At 72.0% G+C, this 16,622-nt stretch carries 15 protein-coding genes; 10 read left to right on the forward strand and 5 right to left on the reverse strand.

Annotated features, from left to right (window positions below; genetic code table 11):
- The first annotated feature begins 48 nt into the window (after positions 1-48).
- Positions 49-1,722 carry a protein kinase gene (locus tag ACFVDM_RS21035; RefSeq protein ID WP_383641911.1) on the forward strand — a complete coding sequence of 558 codons (1,674 nt, stop codon included), beginning with the start codon at positions 49-51 and terminating at the stop codon, positions 1,720-1,722.
- Between the two features lie 64 nt (positions 1,723-1,786).
- On the opposite strand, the gene msrB is transcribed toward ACFVDM_RS21035, so the two are convergent.
- From msrB to ACFVDM_RS21055, 4 genes are all read right to left on the reverse strand, one after another.
- Entirely contained in the window at positions 1,787-2,194 is a 408-nt protein-coding gene (gene msrB / locus ACFVDM_RS21040; protein ID WP_383641914.1) for a peptide-methionine (R)-S-oxide reductase MsrB, read from the reverse strand.
- A gap of 10 nt (positions 2,195-2,204) precedes the next feature.
- Positions 2,205-3,599: a UDP-N-acetylmuramate--L-alanine ligase gene (gene murC / locus ACFVDM_RS21045; RefSeq protein WP_383641917.1), complete on the reverse strand. Its 1,395-nt coding sequence runs from the start codon at positions 3,597-3,599 to the stop codon at positions 2,205-2,207.
- 65 nt (positions 3,600-3,664) lie between these two features.
- Complete coding sequence (locus ACFVDM_RS21050; protein WP_383641919.1) at positions 3,665-4,117, reverse strand: indole-3-glycerol phosphate synthase; 453 nt, start codon at positions 4,115-4,117, stop codon at positions 3,665-3,667.
- Between the two features lie 149 nt (positions 4,118-4,266).
- Entirely contained in the window at positions 4,267-5,031 is a 765-nt protein-coding gene (locus ACFVDM_RS21055; RefSeq protein WP_383641922.1) for a pyrimidine reductase family protein, read from the reverse strand.
- Between the two features lie 59 nt (positions 5,032-5,090).
- Here ACFVDM_RS21055 and zapE point away from each other — a divergent pair, with 59 nt between their 5' ends.
- The 8 genes from zapE (at position 5,091) to ACFVDM_RS21095 (ending at position 14,206) form a co-directional block, all read left to right on the forward strand.
- Positions 5,091-6,185 (forward strand): cell division protein ZapE, encoded by a 1,095-nt coding sequence (gene zapE / locus ACFVDM_RS21060; RefSeq protein WP_383641925.1) that lies wholly within the window; start codon positions 5,091-5,093, stop codon positions 6,183-6,185.
- Between the two features lie 83 nt (positions 6,186-6,268).
- On the forward strand, positions 6,269-6,694 hold the full coding sequence (locus tag ACFVDM_RS21065; RefSeq protein WP_383641928.1) for an OsmC family protein: 426 nt from the start codon (positions 6,269-6,271) through the stop codon (positions 6,692-6,694).
- Between the two features lie 280 nt (positions 6,695-6,974).
- Positions 6,975-7,814: a polyphosphate polymerase domain-containing protein gene (locus ACFVDM_RS21070; protein WP_383642437.1), complete on the forward strand. Its 840-nt coding sequence runs from the start codon at positions 6,975-6,977 to the stop codon at positions 7,812-7,814.
- On the forward strand, positions 7,811-8,488 hold the full coding sequence (locus tag ACFVDM_RS21075) for a DUF4956 domain-containing protein (RefSeq protein ID WP_383641931.1): 678 nt from the start codon (positions 7,811-7,813) through the stop codon (positions 8,486-8,488). The genes ACFVDM_RS21070 and ACFVDM_RS21075 overlap by 4 nt, the downstream gene beginning before the upstream one ends.
- Positions 8,485-10,266: a CotH kinase family protein gene (locus ACFVDM_RS21080; RefSeq protein WP_383641934.1), complete on the forward strand. Its 1,782-nt coding sequence runs from the start codon at positions 8,485-8,487 to the stop codon at positions 10,264-10,266. Before ACFVDM_RS21075 ends, ACFVDM_RS21080 begins: the two co-directional genes overlap by 4 nt.
- A gap of 209 nt (positions 10,267-10,475) precedes the next feature.
- On the forward strand, positions 10,476-11,195 hold the full coding sequence (locus tag ACFVDM_RS21085; RefSeq protein WP_383641937.1) for a response regulator transcription factor: 720 nt from the start codon (positions 10,476-10,478) through the stop codon (positions 11,193-11,195).
- On the forward strand, positions 11,192-12,748 hold the full coding sequence (locus tag ACFVDM_RS21090) for a sensor histidine kinase (RefSeq protein ID WP_383641940.1): 1,557 nt from the start codon (positions 11,192-11,194) through the stop codon (positions 12,746-12,748). The genes ACFVDM_RS21085 and ACFVDM_RS21090 overlap by 4 nt, the downstream gene beginning before the upstream one ends.
- Positions 12,749-12,829: 81 nt before the next feature.
- Positions 12,830-14,206, forward strand: a complete 1,377-nt coding sequence (locus tag ACFVDM_RS21095) for an alkaline phosphatase PhoX (RefSeq protein WP_383641943.1) — start codon at positions 12,830-12,832, stop codon at positions 14,204-14,206.
- Between the two features lie 44 nt (positions 14,207-14,250).
- Here the strand turns inward: ACFVDM_RS21095 and ACFVDM_RS21100 are convergent, their stop codons facing one another.
- Positions 14,251-15,393 (reverse strand): mandelate racemase/muconate lactonizing enzyme family protein, encoded by a 1,143-nt coding sequence (locus ACFVDM_RS21100; RefSeq protein ID WP_383641946.1) that lies wholly within the window; start codon positions 15,391-15,393, stop codon positions 14,251-14,253.
- A 190-nt stretch (positions 15,394-15,583) separates the two neighbouring features.
- Here ACFVDM_RS21100 and ACFVDM_RS21105 point away from each other — a divergent pair, with 190 nt between their 5' ends.
- On the forward strand, positions 15,584-16,573 hold the full coding sequence (locus ACFVDM_RS21105; RefSeq protein WP_383641949.1) for a LacI family DNA-binding transcriptional regulator: 990 nt from the start codon (positions 15,584-15,586) through the stop codon (positions 16,571-16,573).
- Positions 16,574-16,622: the final 49 nt, after the last annotated feature.

Genomic DNA, 16,622 nt, shown 5'->3' on the forward strand with positions numbered 1-16,622 from the left:
CCGCACCACCGGGTCCGGACCCCGGACACGACCTAGGGGGAGACGTCAGTGCGCGGCGAGGTGCTGGAGAACCGCTACCGGCTGGTGGAGAAGCTCGGGGCCGGCGGGATGGGCCAGGTCTGGAGGGCCGTCGACGCACGGCTCGACCGTGACGTGGCCGTCAAAGTGATCGCCCAGAACGCGCCCGCCACCGGTGAGTCGGCCGCGCGCTTCCGCCAGGAGGCTCGGGCCACCGCGCGGCTGACGCACCCGCGGATCGTCACCATCCACGACCACGGCGAGGCCCTGGTCGACGGGCAGCAGATCCTCTTCCTGGTCATGGAGCTGGTCCCGGGCCGCTCCATGGCCTCCTTCGACGCGGCCGAGCGGCGGAGCGTCGAGACGGTGGTGGCCTGGGCGCTCCAGATCTGCGCCGGTCTGGCGGCCGCCCACCGGGCCGGGGTCGTCCACCGGGACATCAAGCCGGCGAACGTCATGGTGTACGGGGACGGCGAACACGACCTGAAGATCTGCGACTTCGGGATCGCCCGGCTGGTCGAGGAGTCCGGCGCCGGACTGACGGGCACGGGGGCGGCGATCGGCACGCCCGCCTACATGTCCCCGGAGCAGGTGCGCGGCGACCGTACGCTCGACGGCCGCAGCGACCTCTATTCGCTGGGCTGTCTGCTGTACCAGCTCCTGGTGGGCAGGCCGCCGTTCGAGGGGGTGGGCTGGTCGGTGCTCGCCCAGCACCTCAACGGCACGCCGGAGCCGGTGCGGAGCCTGCGCCCGGACGTCCCGGCCGCCCTGGACCGGCTGGTCGCCGCCCTGCTGCACAAGGATCCGGACGACCGGCCGGCGACGGCCGAGGCGGTGTCCGCGCGTCTGCGCGCACTGCCGGCCGGCACCGTGCGCGACGCCCGGCCGCCCGCCGCCGGGCCCGTGCCGCCCGACGCGCTGGCGTTCGCCGGCGCGCCCACGGCCGACGCCCCGCGCAGCCGGGACCATACCCCCGGGGAGCCGGACATGCCCCCGCCCCGGGCCACCGGAGAGCCGGACACGGCACCGCCCCCACCCCGGCCCCGGGTCGCCGGTGACGGGGACGCGGTCCCGTCACCGGAGCCCGTACCGCCGGACGCGGCGCCTGCCGCCCGTCCCGCCACCCATGCCCCGTCGGTTCCGGGGTCCGGGCGCATCGCGTCGTGGGACGCGCTGCTGGCCACCGGCGGTCTCGGGGCCCAGTTCACGCTGCTGACCGGCTGGTCCGTGTTCTGGACCGTGGCCGTGTGCGTGCCGGTCTATCTGGTCGCGCTGGCGGCGGCGTTCCTGGGGGCGCCGACGGTGGCCGCGGACGACAGGACGGACCCGGACACGGGTGTGGCCGGCATGGGGGTGCTCTGCACGGTGCTGGCCACCGTGTTCCTGCTGTTCTGGCCCCCGTCGCCGTGGTGGACGGCGCTGCTGGCCGCCGTGCTGGGCGGCCCCGTCCTGATCCTGAGCGGGATGGGCATCCGGATGGGTGTCGCCACGGTGGCCGACAGGCCCGACTGGCAGGCCGCCGCGGCCTCGGCCGCCGGTCTGCTGAACGGTCTCGTGCTGGCGGGTCTGCTCGCCGCCGTGACCGGTCTCTCCGCGTTCGCCTCCGCGGCGATCGGTGTGGGCGCCTGGGCGGCCGTCGCCCTCGTGATCGCGGTGCTGCAGCCCCGTTCCTGGGCGGCGGTCGGGGCCGGGAACGGCGGCTGACGCACGCGGGCCCCGCCGCCGCCCGCCGCACATCCGGCGGACGGGTGGCGGCGGGGCCCGGGGCTCAGCCCTCGTCGGGCGTGAGCCTCAGCGAGATCGAGTTGATGCAGTACCGCTGGTCCGTCGGGGTGGGGTAGCCCTCGCCCTCGAAGACATGGCCCAGGTGCGAGCCGCAGCGGGCGCAGCGCACCTCGGTGCGGACCATGCCGTGGCTGCGGTCCTGGAGCAGTTCGACCGCGTCGGTGTCCTTGGGGTCGTAGAACGACGGCCAGCCGCAGTGCGACGCGAACTTGGTGTCGGAGCGGAACAGCTCGGCGCCGCAGGCGCGGCAGGAGTAGACGCCCTCGGTCGTGGTGTCGGTGTACTCGCCGACGAAGGCGGGCTCGGTGCCCGCGTCGCGCAGTACGGCGTACTCGGCGGGGTTGAGCTCCGCCCGCCACTGCTCGTCGGACTTCTCGATGTCGTACGGCACGGTGGCTCCCTCAGCTCGACAGGTGGTCCAGGATCCGCGGGCCGAGGTCAGTGACGTCGCCCGCCCCCATGGTGAGAACGAGGTCGCCGGGCTTCGCCATTCCCGCGATGACCTCGGGAATCGTGTCCTTGTCGTGGACGGCGGCGACGTCGGCCCCGGCGGCCGTGGCGGCGTCGATGATCAGGGCGCTGGTGACGCCGGGGACCGGGTCCTCGCGGGCCGGGTAGATGTCCAGGACCACGGAGGCGTCGGCGAGTGCCAGGGCCCGCCCCATCTCGGTGCCCAGTTCCTGGGTGCGGGAGAAGAGGTGGGGCTGGAAGACGACCAGGAGGCGGGCGTCGGCGGCGGCGCCCCGCATGGCCTCCAGGTCGGCGGTCATCTCGGTCGGGTGGTGGGCGTAGCTGTCGATGACCTGGACGCCCGCGGCCTCGCCCTTGAGCTGGAGGCGGCGCTTGACCCCGGTGTACGTGCCGAGGGCCGAGGCGAGGTTGTGGGCGGGCAGGCCCAGGGCGACGCCGGCGGCGAGGGCGGCGACCGCGTTCAGCGCGTAGTGGCGGCCGGGGACCGAGACGGTGAAGGTGAGGTACTTGCCGTTGAGGACGACGGTGACCTCGCTGGTCAGACCACGCGGGGTGATCTTCTGGACGCGTACGTCGGCGGTCTCGGACTCGCCGTAGGTGACGACGGTGACGCCGGGCAGGGCGCGCACCCGGGCGGTCAGCTCGACGGCGCCGGGCTGGTCGGCGGAGACGACCAGGGTGCCGCCGGGGACGATCTTGCCGGTGAACTTCTCGAAGGACTCGTAGATCTCGTCCATCGAGGCGTAGTTCGCGTGGTGGTCCAGTTCGACGTTGAGGACGATCGCGACCTCGGGGTCGTACTTCTGGAAGCTGCGGTCGCTCTCGTCGGCCTCGGCGACGAAGATCTCGCCCTCGCCGTGGGTGGCGTTGGTCCCGGGTCCGGCCAGGTCGCCGCCGATGGCGTACGAGGGGTCGAGGCCCAGGGAGGTCAGGGCGACGGCCAGCATCGAGGTGGTGGTCGTCTTGCCGTGGGTGCCGGCGACGGCGATGGAGCGCAGCCCGTGCATCAGCGAGGCCAGGGCGTCGGAGCGGTGCACGACGGGGATCGACAGCTCCCCGGCACGCACCAGCTCCGGATTGTCGGCGCGGATGGCGCTGGAGACGACCACGCACGTGGCGTCGTCGGCGAGGTGCGCCGCGGCGTGTCCGATGTGGACGGTCGCGCCCAGGGCGCGCAGCGCCTCGGCCGTGGGGGACTCCTTGGAGTCGCTGCCCGCGACCTTGGCGCCGCGCTGGGTGAGGATCTTGGCGATGCCCGACATTCCGGCGCCGCCGATGCCGATGAAGTGGGGTCGTTCCATGGCGGCTGGAATGCCGGGTGCCATCTGTGCTCCTCCGGGTGGGCTTCGAGTTCTGCGGACCGGTGCCACTCCGGAGCCGCGGAACCAGCCTATTCGCTGTGCGCGAAGAGCTTGAGCACCGGGACGCCGACCTTGTGCCGGGCGCGCGAGGCCCAGTCGCGGTGGAAGAACTCCTCGACGTAGTGGGGCGCGGTCAGGACGATGACCTCGTCGGCACGCGCGTCGTCGACGACGGACTTCAGCTTGTCCAGGGGGTGGTCCTCGATCACCTGTCCGACGGCCTCGCAGCCGGCCTGGCGCAGCGCCTCCACCGACACCTCCAGGGCCAGATCGGCGGACTCTCTGGCGTTCTTCCCCTCCGGCACCTCGCTCTCGCGGGCCGCCTCCTTCAGTTCGCCCATCGCCAGGTCGTCGATGGCGCGCAACAGGATGTCCGCCTGGTCCCCGCGCGGCTGCATCAGGACGACGAAGGAGATCCGCTCCTCCCCGTGCAGGGTGGTGACGAACTCGACGTCCGCGGAGGTGAGGGGCTTCTCGATCATCAAAACGCTGGTGAACACCACAGGGGCCCTTCTGATTCAGTGACCGTGGCCGATCGCTGCTGAAACCATCCTTCCCCGTGCGCGCACGGGGTCTGCGAGATCCATTCTGCCCACCGAACGCTAACCGGAACGGGATATTCCGCTGTTTGTCAGCCCCGACGGTACCGAGCGAAGAGGAACCCGGCCTCTTCCAGCAGCGATGCCAGGGCGAATCGTTCCGGCACGGCGACCGGGGGACCTCCCGCGATCCGCTGGGCGTCGCCCGCCGTGACCATCGGCGCCAGGGTCAGACAGAGTTCGTCCAGTACGCCCGCCGCGACGAACTGACCGAGCAGCCGGGGCCCGCCCTCCGTCAGGAGCCTGCGGTGTCCGAGGGCGGCCAGCTCGGCCACCGCGCGGGCCGGGTCCACCCGGGAACCCTCCCCCGCGATCACCACCTCGGCGCCCGCCTTCCGGGCCGCAGCGATCCGGTCCGGCGGCGCCCCGGCCCCGGTCAGTACGAGGGTGGGGACCAGCGGGGAGACGAAGAGCGGCAGCGAGAAGTCCAGGTCCAGGCTGCCGCTCACCACGGCGATCGCGGGTGCGGCCCCCTGCCCGGCGGCCTCCCGGCGCGCGGCGAAGACCTCGCGCGCCCTGGCCGGGCGGTATCCCTCCAGGCGTACGGTCTCCGCGCCCGCGATCACCACGTCGGCCAGGCCCCGCAGGGTGCCGAAGATCCGCATGTCGCTCTCGCAGGAGATCGGCTGGGAACGGCCCTCGTGCTGGGCGGCTCCGTCGAGCGTGGAGACCATGTTGGCGCGCAGCCACGGTCCGTCACCGCCGGGGTACGCGTAGGCGTCGGCGAGGGCGTCGAGGCTCCACTCCCCGCGGTCCTCGGCGGCTGTCGGGTCGGTCACAGGGAACAGGCGTCGCATGATCCGCAGTCTGGCACGGCCCGCCGGCCACCGCGGGCGAGGCCGTAAGCTGAGTGGTTGTGTCCTCCTTCACTGCCAGTGCGTCCGGGCCGGGTCCGATAGCCGATACGGCCCCGCTGTCCCTGTGCGCCCGCGAACCGCACGTCCCCGCCGACCGGCTGGTCGCCGAGATGGTGCCGCCGCCGCGCTTCGACTCGGTGCGTTTCGACACCTACGTCCCCGATCCGAACCAGCCGAGCCAGACCGAGGCCGTCGAGGTCCTCTCCGGCTTCGCGGCGGGGCTCGGCGGGGCGCACGCCTCGGGTTCCGGCAAGCGCAGGTGGTTCGCGAAGAAGGCGGTGGCGCCGAGCGGGCCGCGCGGGGTCTACCTCGACGGCGGGTACGGCGTCGGCAAGACGCATCTGCTGGCCTCGCTCTGGCACGCCACCCCCGCCGCGCCCTCGCTGAAGGCCTTCGGGACCTTCGTGGAGCTGACGAACCTGGTGGGCGCGCTCGGCTTCCAGCAGACCGTACGCACGCTGAGCGGGCACCGGCTGCTGTGCATCGACGAGTTCGAGCTGGACGACCCGGGCGACACCGTGCTGGTCTCCTCGCTGCTGAGCCGGCTGGTCGAGGCGGGTGTGGCCCTGGCGGCGACCTCCAACACGCTGCCGGGCAAGCTCGGCGAGGGACGGTTCGCCGCCGCGGACTTCCTGCGGGAGATCCAGGGGCTCTCCGCGCACTTCCGCCCGCTGCGCATCGACGGCGAGGACTACCGCCACCGCGGTCTGCCCGAGGCCCCGCCGCCGTACTCCGACGAGCAGGTCACCAAGGCCGCGTACGCCACCGAGGGCTCCAGCCTGGACGACTTCCCCGCGCTGCTCGACCATCTGGCCCGGGTGCACCCCAGCCGGTACGGCGCGCTGACGGACGGGGTGCGGGCGGTGTGCCTCACCGAGGTGCGGGCGGTGCCGGACCAGTCGACCGCGCTGCGGCTCGTGGTGCTCGCCGACCGGCTGTACGACCGGGAGATCCCGGTGCTCGCCTCCGGGCAGCCCTTCGACCGTCTGTTCAGCGAGGAGATGCTGAACGGCGGGTACCGGAAGAAGTACTTCCGGGCGATCTCCCGGCTGACGGCCCTGGCGCGTGACGCGAAGGGGCTGGTGGCGCAGTAGGTTCGGGGGCGTACACCGGCGCGGTCCGACGCAGTGCCGCGCCGTCCCCGTACAACCGCGCATTCCGTTCGAAGGGAACCAGCATGGCTACCACGCGTCAGGCGCACACGGTCTGGGAAGGCAACCTGCTCGAAGGCACGGGGGTCGTCACCCTCGACTCCTCCGGGATCGGGGAGTACCCGGTCTCCTGGCCGTCCCGCGCGGAGCAGGCGAACGGGAAGACCAGCCCCGAGGAGCTCATCGCGGCCGCCCACTCCAGCTGCTTCTCCATGGCGCTGTCCAACGGCCTCGCCAAGGCCGGCACCCCGCCGACCCGGCTGAACACCCAGGCCGAGGTCACCTTCCAGCCGGGCACCGGCATCACCGGTATCCACCTCACCGTGCAGGGCGAGGTGGACGGCCTCGACGAGGCGGGCTTCGTCAAGGCGGCCGAGGACGCGAAGGCCAACTGCCCGGTCAGCCAGGCGCTGACGGGCACGACGATCACCCTGAGCGCCTCGCTCGTCTGAGTTCTTCCCCGATGCCCCTGGGGGCCGGTCGCGGCCGGGCCCCAGGGGCATCGCTGTGTCCCCCTCCGTCCCGGACGCCGCCCTGTTCACCTTCCGGCCATCTTGAATCCTCCTGCAATACACCGAGGTTTCTCATCACTTCTTCATGCGGCGTTGGTTGCGTATCGCCTGCCGGCCGGTCCGGCACGGACGACGAAGGAGGCACGCGGTGTCGCAACACGACACGGCCCCGTCCCGGGAGCCCACCCAGGGGCATTCCGAGGACCCCCGACCGCTGCATGTGGCGAGCAGACTGCACGCGTTCAACCGGTTCGAGCTCAAGTACCTGGTCCCGGTGGAGCAGGCGACCGAACTCCGCGACGAGCTGGCGGAGCGGATGGACCGCGATCTCCACAGCCCCGTCGGCGGGTACGGCGTGTGGAGCCTGTACTACGACTCACCGCAGCTGCGGTTCTACTGGGAGAAGATCGAGGGCCTGAAGTTCCGCCGCAAGCTGCGGATCCGGCACTACGGCGAACCGGTCGGGGTCACCGACGACTCCCCGGTCTGCGTCGAGATCAAGCAGCGCGTCAACCGGGTCACCCAGAAGCGGCGCATCACCCTGCCGTACGGAACGGCCCGACGGCTCTGCGACGCACGGGAGTTGATCGAGCACGCGCCGAACGAGCGGGCGTTCGTCCACGAGGTGCTCGATCTGGTCGTACGGCTGAATCTGCGGCCGACCGCGATCACCGGCTACCAGCGCGAGGCCCTGGTGGGGCGGGCGGCCGACACCGGACTGCGCGTCACCTTCGACCGGCGCATCCGGGGCCGCGACCGGGACTTCCACTTCGGCGGCCCCGACCCGGAGAACCGCTTCACCATCCCGCCGCACCTCTCGGTGATGGAGATCAAGGTCAACGAACGCACCCCCACCTGGATCACCGATCTGGCGGCCCGCCGCAATCTCAGCCTCATCCGGGTGTCCAAGTACGTCCAGTCCATCGAGGCGTTCGGACTGGCCCCCCGTTCCGTCTTCCATCTCGACGAGGTGGCCTTCCCGCCGCCCTCCCCCACCCCCTCCCCCCTCGACACGACGCTGCCGGCGCAGGACGCGCCGGTGAAAGCAGGAGCCCAGTGAACTTCGATCTGCAGGAACTCAGCGGGACGTTCAGCGTCACCGACGTCGTCGCGGCGATGGTGCTGTCCTTCGTCCTGAGCACGGTGATCGGCTACGTCTACCGGTACACCCACCGGAACGTGTCGTACAGCCAGTCCTACGTCCAGACCCTGGTCGTCGTCGGCATGATCGTCGCCCTGATCATGCTGGTCGTCGGGTCCAACCTTGCACGGGCGTTCTCCCTGGTCGGTGCCCTGTCCGTGGTCCGGTTCCGCAACGCGGTCAAGGAGACCCGGGACGTCGGGTTCATCTTCCTGGCGATGGCGATCGGCATGGCCTGCGGTGCGCGCTTCTACACGCTGGCCGCGGTCGGCGCGGTCGTCATCTGCGTGGTCGTCGTCGTCATGCACAAGTTCGACTGGTTCGCGCTGAACGTCCAGCGCCAGGTGGTCAAGGTCCAGGTCCCGGCGGGCGAGGACCACACCCCGGGCATCCGTGACGTCCTGATCCGCTACACCAGCGAGTTCGAGCTGGTCAGCACGGAGTCGATCCGCGGCGGGGCGCTGAACGAGGTGTTCTACACCGTGCGGATGAAGAAGGGCACCGAGCCCGGCGACCTGGTCACCGCGCTCCAGGAGCACACGTCCGGGCAGCGGGTGACCGTGCTGACCGGTTACGACACCACCGACCTGTGAGCACCGGCGACGGCGGCGCCCGCCGCCGGCGGCTGCGCGACCGGGTGCCCGTGCGGGTGCGTCACCACTGGAAACCGGCGGGCGCGCTGTGCGCGGGGCTCGTGGTGATGGTGGCCGTCTTCGGCGACGCCCGTATCTCCCCGTACGTCACCTCCGCCTCGCGGGTGGAGGCGGACACCATCACGGAGAACGTGAAGGGCACGGTCGGCCTGTACGACACCTCGGTGCGGCACTCCATCCAACTGGAGTACAACCAGACGGACTTCGACAAGATGATGAAGGAGTTCAAGAAGGACGGCACCAAGGACGCCATCCCCGCCGACCTCACCATCGACGGGGTCTACCTCCAGGACGTCGGCATCCGCCTCAAGGGCAACTCCACCCTGATGTCCCTGCGGGGCGGCCGCGGGATGCCCGGCGGGGGCGGGATGCCGGGCGGGGGCGGGATGCCGGGCGGGGGCGGAGGCATGCCCGGGGGCGCCGGAATGCCGGGCGGCGCGGGCACGGCCGGTGGTGCGGGCATGGCCGGTGGTGCGGGCATGGCCGGTGGTGCGGGCATGGCCGGTGGTGCGGCGGGGACCGGCGGCGCCGGTGGGACCGCTGAGGCCGGTAAGAACAATGCGGCTGGTGGTGCCGGTGGTGCGGCTGGTGGACCGGGTGGCGGTCGTGGCGGCGGCATGGTGCAGTACAACCTCTCCGCCGACAAGCCCGAGGAACTGCCCTGGCTCATCAAGATCGACGAGTACGTGGAGGGCCGCGCCTACCAGGGCGAGCGGGAGATCTCGCTCCGTCCGGGCAGCAACGCCCAGGTGCCGGTCAACGAGGCCCTGTCGCTCGCGCTGATCGACGGGACGGGCGAGCCGGCCGAGCGGTACGGCTTCTCGACCCTGAAGGTCAACAACCGGCCGGCCGCCGTCCGGCTGATGGTGGAGAACCCGGACACCGAGTACGCCGAGGCGGTCGACGGCGAGTCCGTCGTCTACAAGGCCAGGGCCGGCGGCAGCTTCGCCTACCAGGGCGACGACCCCTCGAAGTACGAGACGTCCTTCCGTCAGCTCAACAAGGTGGGCAGCCAGGACCTCGAACCGGTGATGAAGCTGATCAAGTGGGTGGAGAACGCCTCGGACGAGGAGTTCGCCGAGCACCTCGACGACCACGTGGACATCGATTCGTTCGCCCACTACGTCGCGGCGCAGAACCTGCTGATGAACTTCGACGACATGGCGGGCCCGGGGAAGAACTATCTGCTCGGGTACGACCTGGACACCAAGAAGTTCTCGGTACTGGGCTGGGACTACAACCTCACCTTCAGCGGGGACGCGACCGCCGGACCCGACGACTCGATGAGCATGGGCGGCGGCCGGGGCGGACCCGGGGGCGGACAGAACGCCGGACAGCCCGGCGGCGACACGGCCGGAGGCATGCCGGAACCTCCCGAGGGCATGCCGGACCTGCCCGAAGGGGCCGGGATGCCCGACTTCGGCGACGGTGAAGGGGCGCCGGGCGCGGGTCCGGGCGGCCGGATGTCCGGTCACGCGCTCAAAAGCCGCTTCCTGGAGCTCGACGCCTTCGACGCCGTCTACAAGAAGGCCTACCGGGACCTGTACGAGAAGTTCTACGGCTCCGGCAAGGCCACCGAGGCGCTCAAGGACATCGCCGAGCAGGCGGGCAGGGCCGGGGTCGCGGCCAAGGACGTCGACAAGGCGGTGGGCGCGCTGCGCACCACGGTCACGCAGCGGACCACGGCCCTGGCGAAGAACAAGGAGGTCACCGGCTGACGGCGCGCCCCGGGCCCGGAACCCCTTCCGGCGCCCGGGCGCGCGGGCGTACGCCCCACCGGGTCCGGCCCGCTCCGGGCCGGACCCGGCCGTTCCTGTGAATCCGCACAAGTTCGCCGACTACGCTCGCGCGCACCGCACCCACGGCACCGTCCCGTCCCGTCCCGGCGTGCGCCCCCGTCCGCCACGCCACGAGGTGATCGCTTTCCATGGGCGACCGGCCCGCTCCGCACACCGTCCTGGTCGTCGAGGACGACCCGGGCATCCGCACCCTGCTCTCCTCGGCCCTGACCGCGGCCGGGTACCGCGTCGTCACGGCAGTGGACGGACGGGCGGCCGTCGAGGCCACCGACCGCTGCCGCCCGGACCTGATCGTCCTCGACGTGATGCTGCCGGACACCGATGGTTTCGCCGTGACGCGCGAACTGCGGGCGCGGGGCGACTACACCCCCGTGCTCTTCCTCACCGCCCGCACCGACATCGAGGACCGCATCATCGGTCTCAGCTCGGGCGGCGACGACTACGTCACCAAGCCGTTCCACATCCAGGAGATCCTGCTGCGGATCCGCGCCATCCTGCGCCGCACGGCCGGCGCACCGAGACGGGCGCCGGAGCGGCCCCCGCTCCGCTACGCCGATCTGAGCGTCGACCGCGAGCGCCACACGGTGCACCGGGCGGGCCGCGCCGTGCAGCTGTCCCCCACCGAGTTCCGGCTGCTGGTCTGTCTGGTGTCCCATCCGGAGAAGGTGCTGGGCAAACAGGAGATCCTCATGGAGGTGTGGCAGTACGGCTTCGCCGGTGACACCCGCATCGTGGACACGTACATCAAGAACCTGCGCCGCAAGATCGACCGGGCGGACCGGCCACTGATCCACACTGTGCGCGGGGTGGGCTACTGCCTGCGGCTGCCCCGCGAGGAAGCCCCGTGACACGGCCGCCGCGCCGGCTGCGGCCCCGTTCGATCCGCACCCGGCTGGTGCTGATCTCCACCGTGCTCGCCACCGTCGCCGTCCTCGTGTCGCAGGCGGCCGGGATGACGGTGATGAGCGGCTGGCTCACGGGTCAGATCGACGACCGTCTCGGGGAGTTCCGTCCCCCGCCGCTGCCCGCGTACGTCCGGGGGCACGGCACGTTGCCGAGCTCCTCGGACGCGGCCGTGCCGCAGAAGGACCTCCTCCCCTCCGACTACCGGGTCTTCTTCTACGACGCCGACGGAACGCTTCTGCCGGACTCGCTGGGCAGCGGCGACGGGCGCCCCCGGCTGCCCGGGACCGTGGCGGCGCTGGGGCTGACGACCGGGAAGCCCGCCACCCTGCCCGCCGAGGAGGGCGACGGGAGCTGGCGGGTGGTCGTGGACACCGATCCGCGGGGGCGGAGGGTCGTCGTGGCGCTGCCGCTCGACACCGTGGAGGGGGCCACCTCCAAGCTCCTGTGGTTCAGTCTGGCGATCGGGGCCGTCGCCGCCGCCGGTGTCGGACTGCTGAGCAGCGCGGCGGTGCGGCTGGGGCTGCGCCCGCTGGCCCGGATGGAGCGCACGGCCCTGCGGATCACCGCGGGGGAGTCGGCGCTCGTGGTCACCGACACCGACCCGCGGACCGAGACCGGGCGGCTCGGCATCGCCTTCAACACCATGCTCGACCAGGTGCGGGCCGCCCTGCACCGCAAGGACGCCTCGGAGCAGCGGCTGCGCCGCTTCATGGCCGACGCCGGTCACGAGCTGCGGACCCCGCTGACGTCCGTCCAGGGTTTCGCCGAACTGCTGGTCGAACAGCCCCGGCTGCCCGCCGCGCGGCGCCGGGAGGCCCATGAGCTGATCGTCCGGAACTCCGAGCGGATGAGCCGGCTCGTCGACGACCTCTTCCTGCTGGCCAAACTGGGGTACGCGCCCGTGACGCACCCGGAGACCGTGGACCTGCTCTCACTGGCGGCGGACGGGGTGCGCGCGGCGGTCGTCGCCCACCCGGAGCGGGAGGTGCGGCTGGCGCCGCTCGCGGGGGACGGGCCGGAGGGGACGGCGACCGCGCTCGACGTCGTCGAGACGCTGGGCGACCCCCATCAGCTCGCCCAGGTGATCGCCAATCTGCTGGCCAACGCCTGTGTGCACACCCCGCCCGACGCGGGCGTGGAGGTGCGGGTCGGTACGGCCCTGACCGGGCAGCGCACCGGGGGACGCGACCGGCCCGGTCGCACGAGTGCCACGGCCGCGCTGCCGCCCGGGGTTCCGGTGTGCGTGGTGGAGGTGGTGGACGACGGGCCGGGGCTGGCGCCGGACGCCGCCCGGCAGGTGTTCGAACGGTTCTACCGGGGGCCGTCGGCGGCGGACGGTCCGGAGCCCGGATCCGGCCTCGGTCTGGCCATCGCCTCCACGATCGCGGCGGCCCACCGAGGCCGCCTCGAACTCGACACCCGTCCGGGCTACGGCTCCACGTTCCGTCTGCTGCTGCCCCGGGGCGTCGGACCGGAATCGGCCACTGTGGCGTGACAACGTTCGCCCGGGACGTCGAACGGGCAGGGCTGCCCTTGACGTTGCCATGTCACCTGTCCGCCAACAGGGAGTTGCCTCATGTCCGACGAAACCCGCACCCCCGCCACCCGACGCCAGATCCTCGCCACGGGCGGCGCGGTCGCCGCCGTCGCCTTCACCGGCGCGTTCGGTGAACTCTTCGCGGGCAGCAGCGCCTCCGCCCGGGGCCATGCCGGCTACGGCCCGCTGGTGCCGGACCCGGACGGGCTGCTCGATCTGCCGAAGGGGTTCCGCTACCGGGTGCTCTCCCGCGAGGGCGACCCGCTCCGTTCGGGCGAGGGGCCGGTGCCCAGCCACTGCGACGGCATGGCCGCGTTCACCGGCCGGCGCGGCGGCGTCCGGCTGGTGCGCAACCACGAGAACCGCGTGGACGCCGCGATCGCCGTGCCGACGACCGAGGGGCTCACGTACGACCCGATGGGCAAGGGCGGCTGCACCGCCCTGGAGCTGGACGGTGCGGGCCGGGTGCTCACCGAGCGCGTCGCCGTCGCGGGCACCGCCGTCAACTGCGCGGGCGGGCGCACCCCCTGGGACACCTGGCTCACCTGCGAGGAGACCGAGGACCGGGCCGGTACCAACGGCTACACCAAGGACCACGGTTTCGTCTTCGAGGTGGACGGCGCGGACCCGCACCGCACCGGTGCCGTCCCGCTGACCGCGATGGGCCGCTTCCAGCACGAGGCCGTCGCCATCGATCCGCGCAACGGCGTCGTCTACGAGACGGAGGACGCCTTCGAGAAGCCCTTCGGGCTGTTCTACCGCTTCCTGCCGCGCAAGCCGCTGGGCGGCACGGGCTCCCTGCGGGCGGGCGGACGGCTGGAGGCCATGCGGGTCCCGGGCATCGCCGACCTCTCCGCCGTCCAGGAGACCGGCACGGTCTTCGAGGGCATCGAGTGGGTCCCCGTACCGGATCCCCTGGCCGCCGAAACCCCCATCCGCTTCCAGGACTTCGGGCCGAAGGGCATCACCCACGCCCAGAAGCTGGAGGGCTGTTACTGGGGCGGCACCAGCGTCTACTTCGTCTCCAGCTTCGCCCACAGCGACGAGGGCTCGGCCGCCGACCACTTCGGACAGGTCTGGCGCTACGACCCCGCCCACCGCCGCCTCACCCTCGTCATCGTCTTCGGCCCCGGCACCGACGTCCAACTGCCCGGCGAGTCCCCCGACAACATCTGCCTGGCCGCCGACGGCGGGCTGATGGTGTGCGAGGACGGCAACGGCGCCCAGCACGTCTTCGGCCTGACCCGGCGCGGCGAGGTCTACGCGATGGCACGCGGCCGGCAGAACATCGGCACCGCCGAGGAGCCCGAGTGGGGCGAGTTCGCCGGCGTCACCTTCGCCCCGGACGACCGGACGATGTACGTGAACTGCTACACGCCGGGAACGACGTTCGCGGTGACGGGGCCGTGGCGGTGAGGAGCTGATCCCGGGCGGCGGGAACCCCGCCGCCCGCTGTCCGCCTACCAGTTGGTGAACGCCCCGTCGTCGGTGCGCAGATGGGGGCGCTCGTCGGCGGTGGCCGTGAAGCGGCGCGCGGCCTCTCGGTCGATGTCCACGCCGATGCCCGGCAGTTCGCTCGCCTCGACCCGGCCCGGCACCACCACGGGCCGGTGGGTGAAGAGCGCGGCGATGGCCGGCTCGGGGTCGGTCTGGTGCTCCTGGATCGCCACGTTCGGGCAGGCCAGGTTGAGCTGGAGCGAGGAGGCGGCGGTGACCGGGCCGAGCGGGTTGTGGGTGGCCAGCTTGATGTGGTGGGCCTCGGCCATGGCGGCGATCTTCCTGGCCTCGGTCAGACCGGCCGCGACGCCCACGTCGACCCGGGCGTAGTCGATCAGCTCGCCCTCGATCAGCGGCCTGAACTCCCATTTGGAGCCGTACTGTTCGCCGGCGGCCAGCGGAACACCGGTGCGGGCCCGGAGCATCCGGTAGCTCTCGGGGTTCTCGGAGCGCAGCGGGTCCTCGACGAAGTACGGGCGGGCCGCCTCGATCTCCCGGCACAGGGTCAGCGCCTCGGGCGGGTCGAGCCGGGTGTGCACGTCCAGGATCAGCTCCACCTCGTCGCCCACCGTCTCCCGTACCTGGTGGAAGAGTTCGACGGAATCGCGCAGGCAGCGGCGGGCGTCCAGCACGTCGCCCTCGTCGTGCGGAGCGGCGAAGCGCAGATGGCGCCAGCCCTCCCGGACGAGTGCGCGGCAGCGGTCCAGGAACCACGGGCGGTCGTGGTATCCGTCGCCGACGTGCACATAGGCCGGCACGTGGTCGCGGGCCCGGCCGCCGAGGAGTTCGTGCACCGGCACGCCCAGTGCCTTGCCGCGGATGTCCCACAGGGCCACGTCCACGGCGGCGATGGCGGCCCCGAGTATCCGGTCGGCGGGGAAGAAGCCGCGGCGGAACATGACCTGCCACAGGTGCTCGATGCGTCGCGGGTCCTCACCGGTGATCAGCTCGGCGAGATGGGCGAGTCCGCCGGCGACCGCCTTCTGCCGCGATCTGATGCCGACCTCGCCCAGGCCGTGGATGCCCTCGTCGGTGTCGACCACCACGAGCATCATGCTGTCGCCGTGATCGGGCAGCGTCAGCACTTCCAGGCCGGTGATCTTCATGCCACTCCTCTATGAAAACGTTCCCGCAATTTCAGAACCGTTGATGAGAACGCATCATCGACATCGACCGAGCCCTTGCACAACCCCCCGGAACGCAGCAGATTTTCCTTGGTGAAACGGTCTTGACACCTCCCGGGAACGTTCGCAAGGATCCACCGCATCCAGCAGGGACGAGGCGAGGAGGCCGTCGGTGGCAGTCACAATCCGGGAGGTGGCGAGCGCCGCGGGCGTCTCGGTGTCGACGGTGTCGCGTGCGTTCACCGCACCGGACCAGGTCCAGCCGAGGACCCGGCAGCGCATCCTGGACGCGGCGGCCAAGCTGGGCTATTCGCCCAACCCGGCGGCGCGCAGCCTGCGGGGCGGCGGCACGGGCACACTCGGGCTGATCGTCCCGGACATCGCCAACCCGTTCTTCCCCCCGATCGTCAAGGCGATGCAGGCCCGCGCCCGGCGGCTCGGGTACACGGTCCTGGTCGCCGACAGCGACGAACGCGAGGCCGACGAACTGGAGGCGATCGCCGCGGTCTCCAAGCGGGTCGACGGTCTGGTGCTGTGGGCGTCCACGCTCACCGAGGACCGGCTGCGCGAGCTGTCGGACCGGATGCCGGTGGTGGTCGTCAACCGTCATGTGCCGGGCATCCCCGAGGTGCGGATCTCCCTGTCCGCCGGCATCACGCAGACGGTCGAGCACCTGCGCGCCTACGGTCACCGCCGCTGTGTGTTCATCAACGCCTCGCGCGCCGAGCTGAGCCGCGGCAAGTCGATCCAGGAGTCGTTCGAGGCGCTGGACCTCTCGCTCGTCGAGCTCGGCCCCTACGAGCCGAGGTTCGAGACGGGGGTGCACGCGGCGACGCTCGTCGGCGCGCACGGCGCCACGGCGGTCATCGCCCACAACGACCTGGTCGCCCTCGGGGTGCTGCACCAGCTGTCGAACCTGGGGGTCGGCGTTCCGGGCGAGGTGAGCGTCGTCGGGATCGACGACACCCTGCTGGCCTCCGTCTCCACGCCGGGGCTGACCACGATCCGCATCGACCCGGAGGAGATCGCCACCCGCGCCGGCGATCTGCTCATCGAGACCATCGCCGGGCGCGCCGGCGGCGCGGCCGGCTCGGCGCCGTGCGTGGAGATCGGCTCCCGGCTGGTCCCCCGCGCCTCCACGGGTCCCGCACCCACTCTCTGATCCCCCTTCCTCCTCCCGCACTCCCGCACTGCCTCACTCCCCCGTCGGC

Source organism: Streptomyces sp. NPDC057682, assembly GCF_042799575.1.
GTDB lineage: Bacteria > Actinomycetota > Actinomycetes > Streptomycetales > Streptomycetaceae > Streptomyces.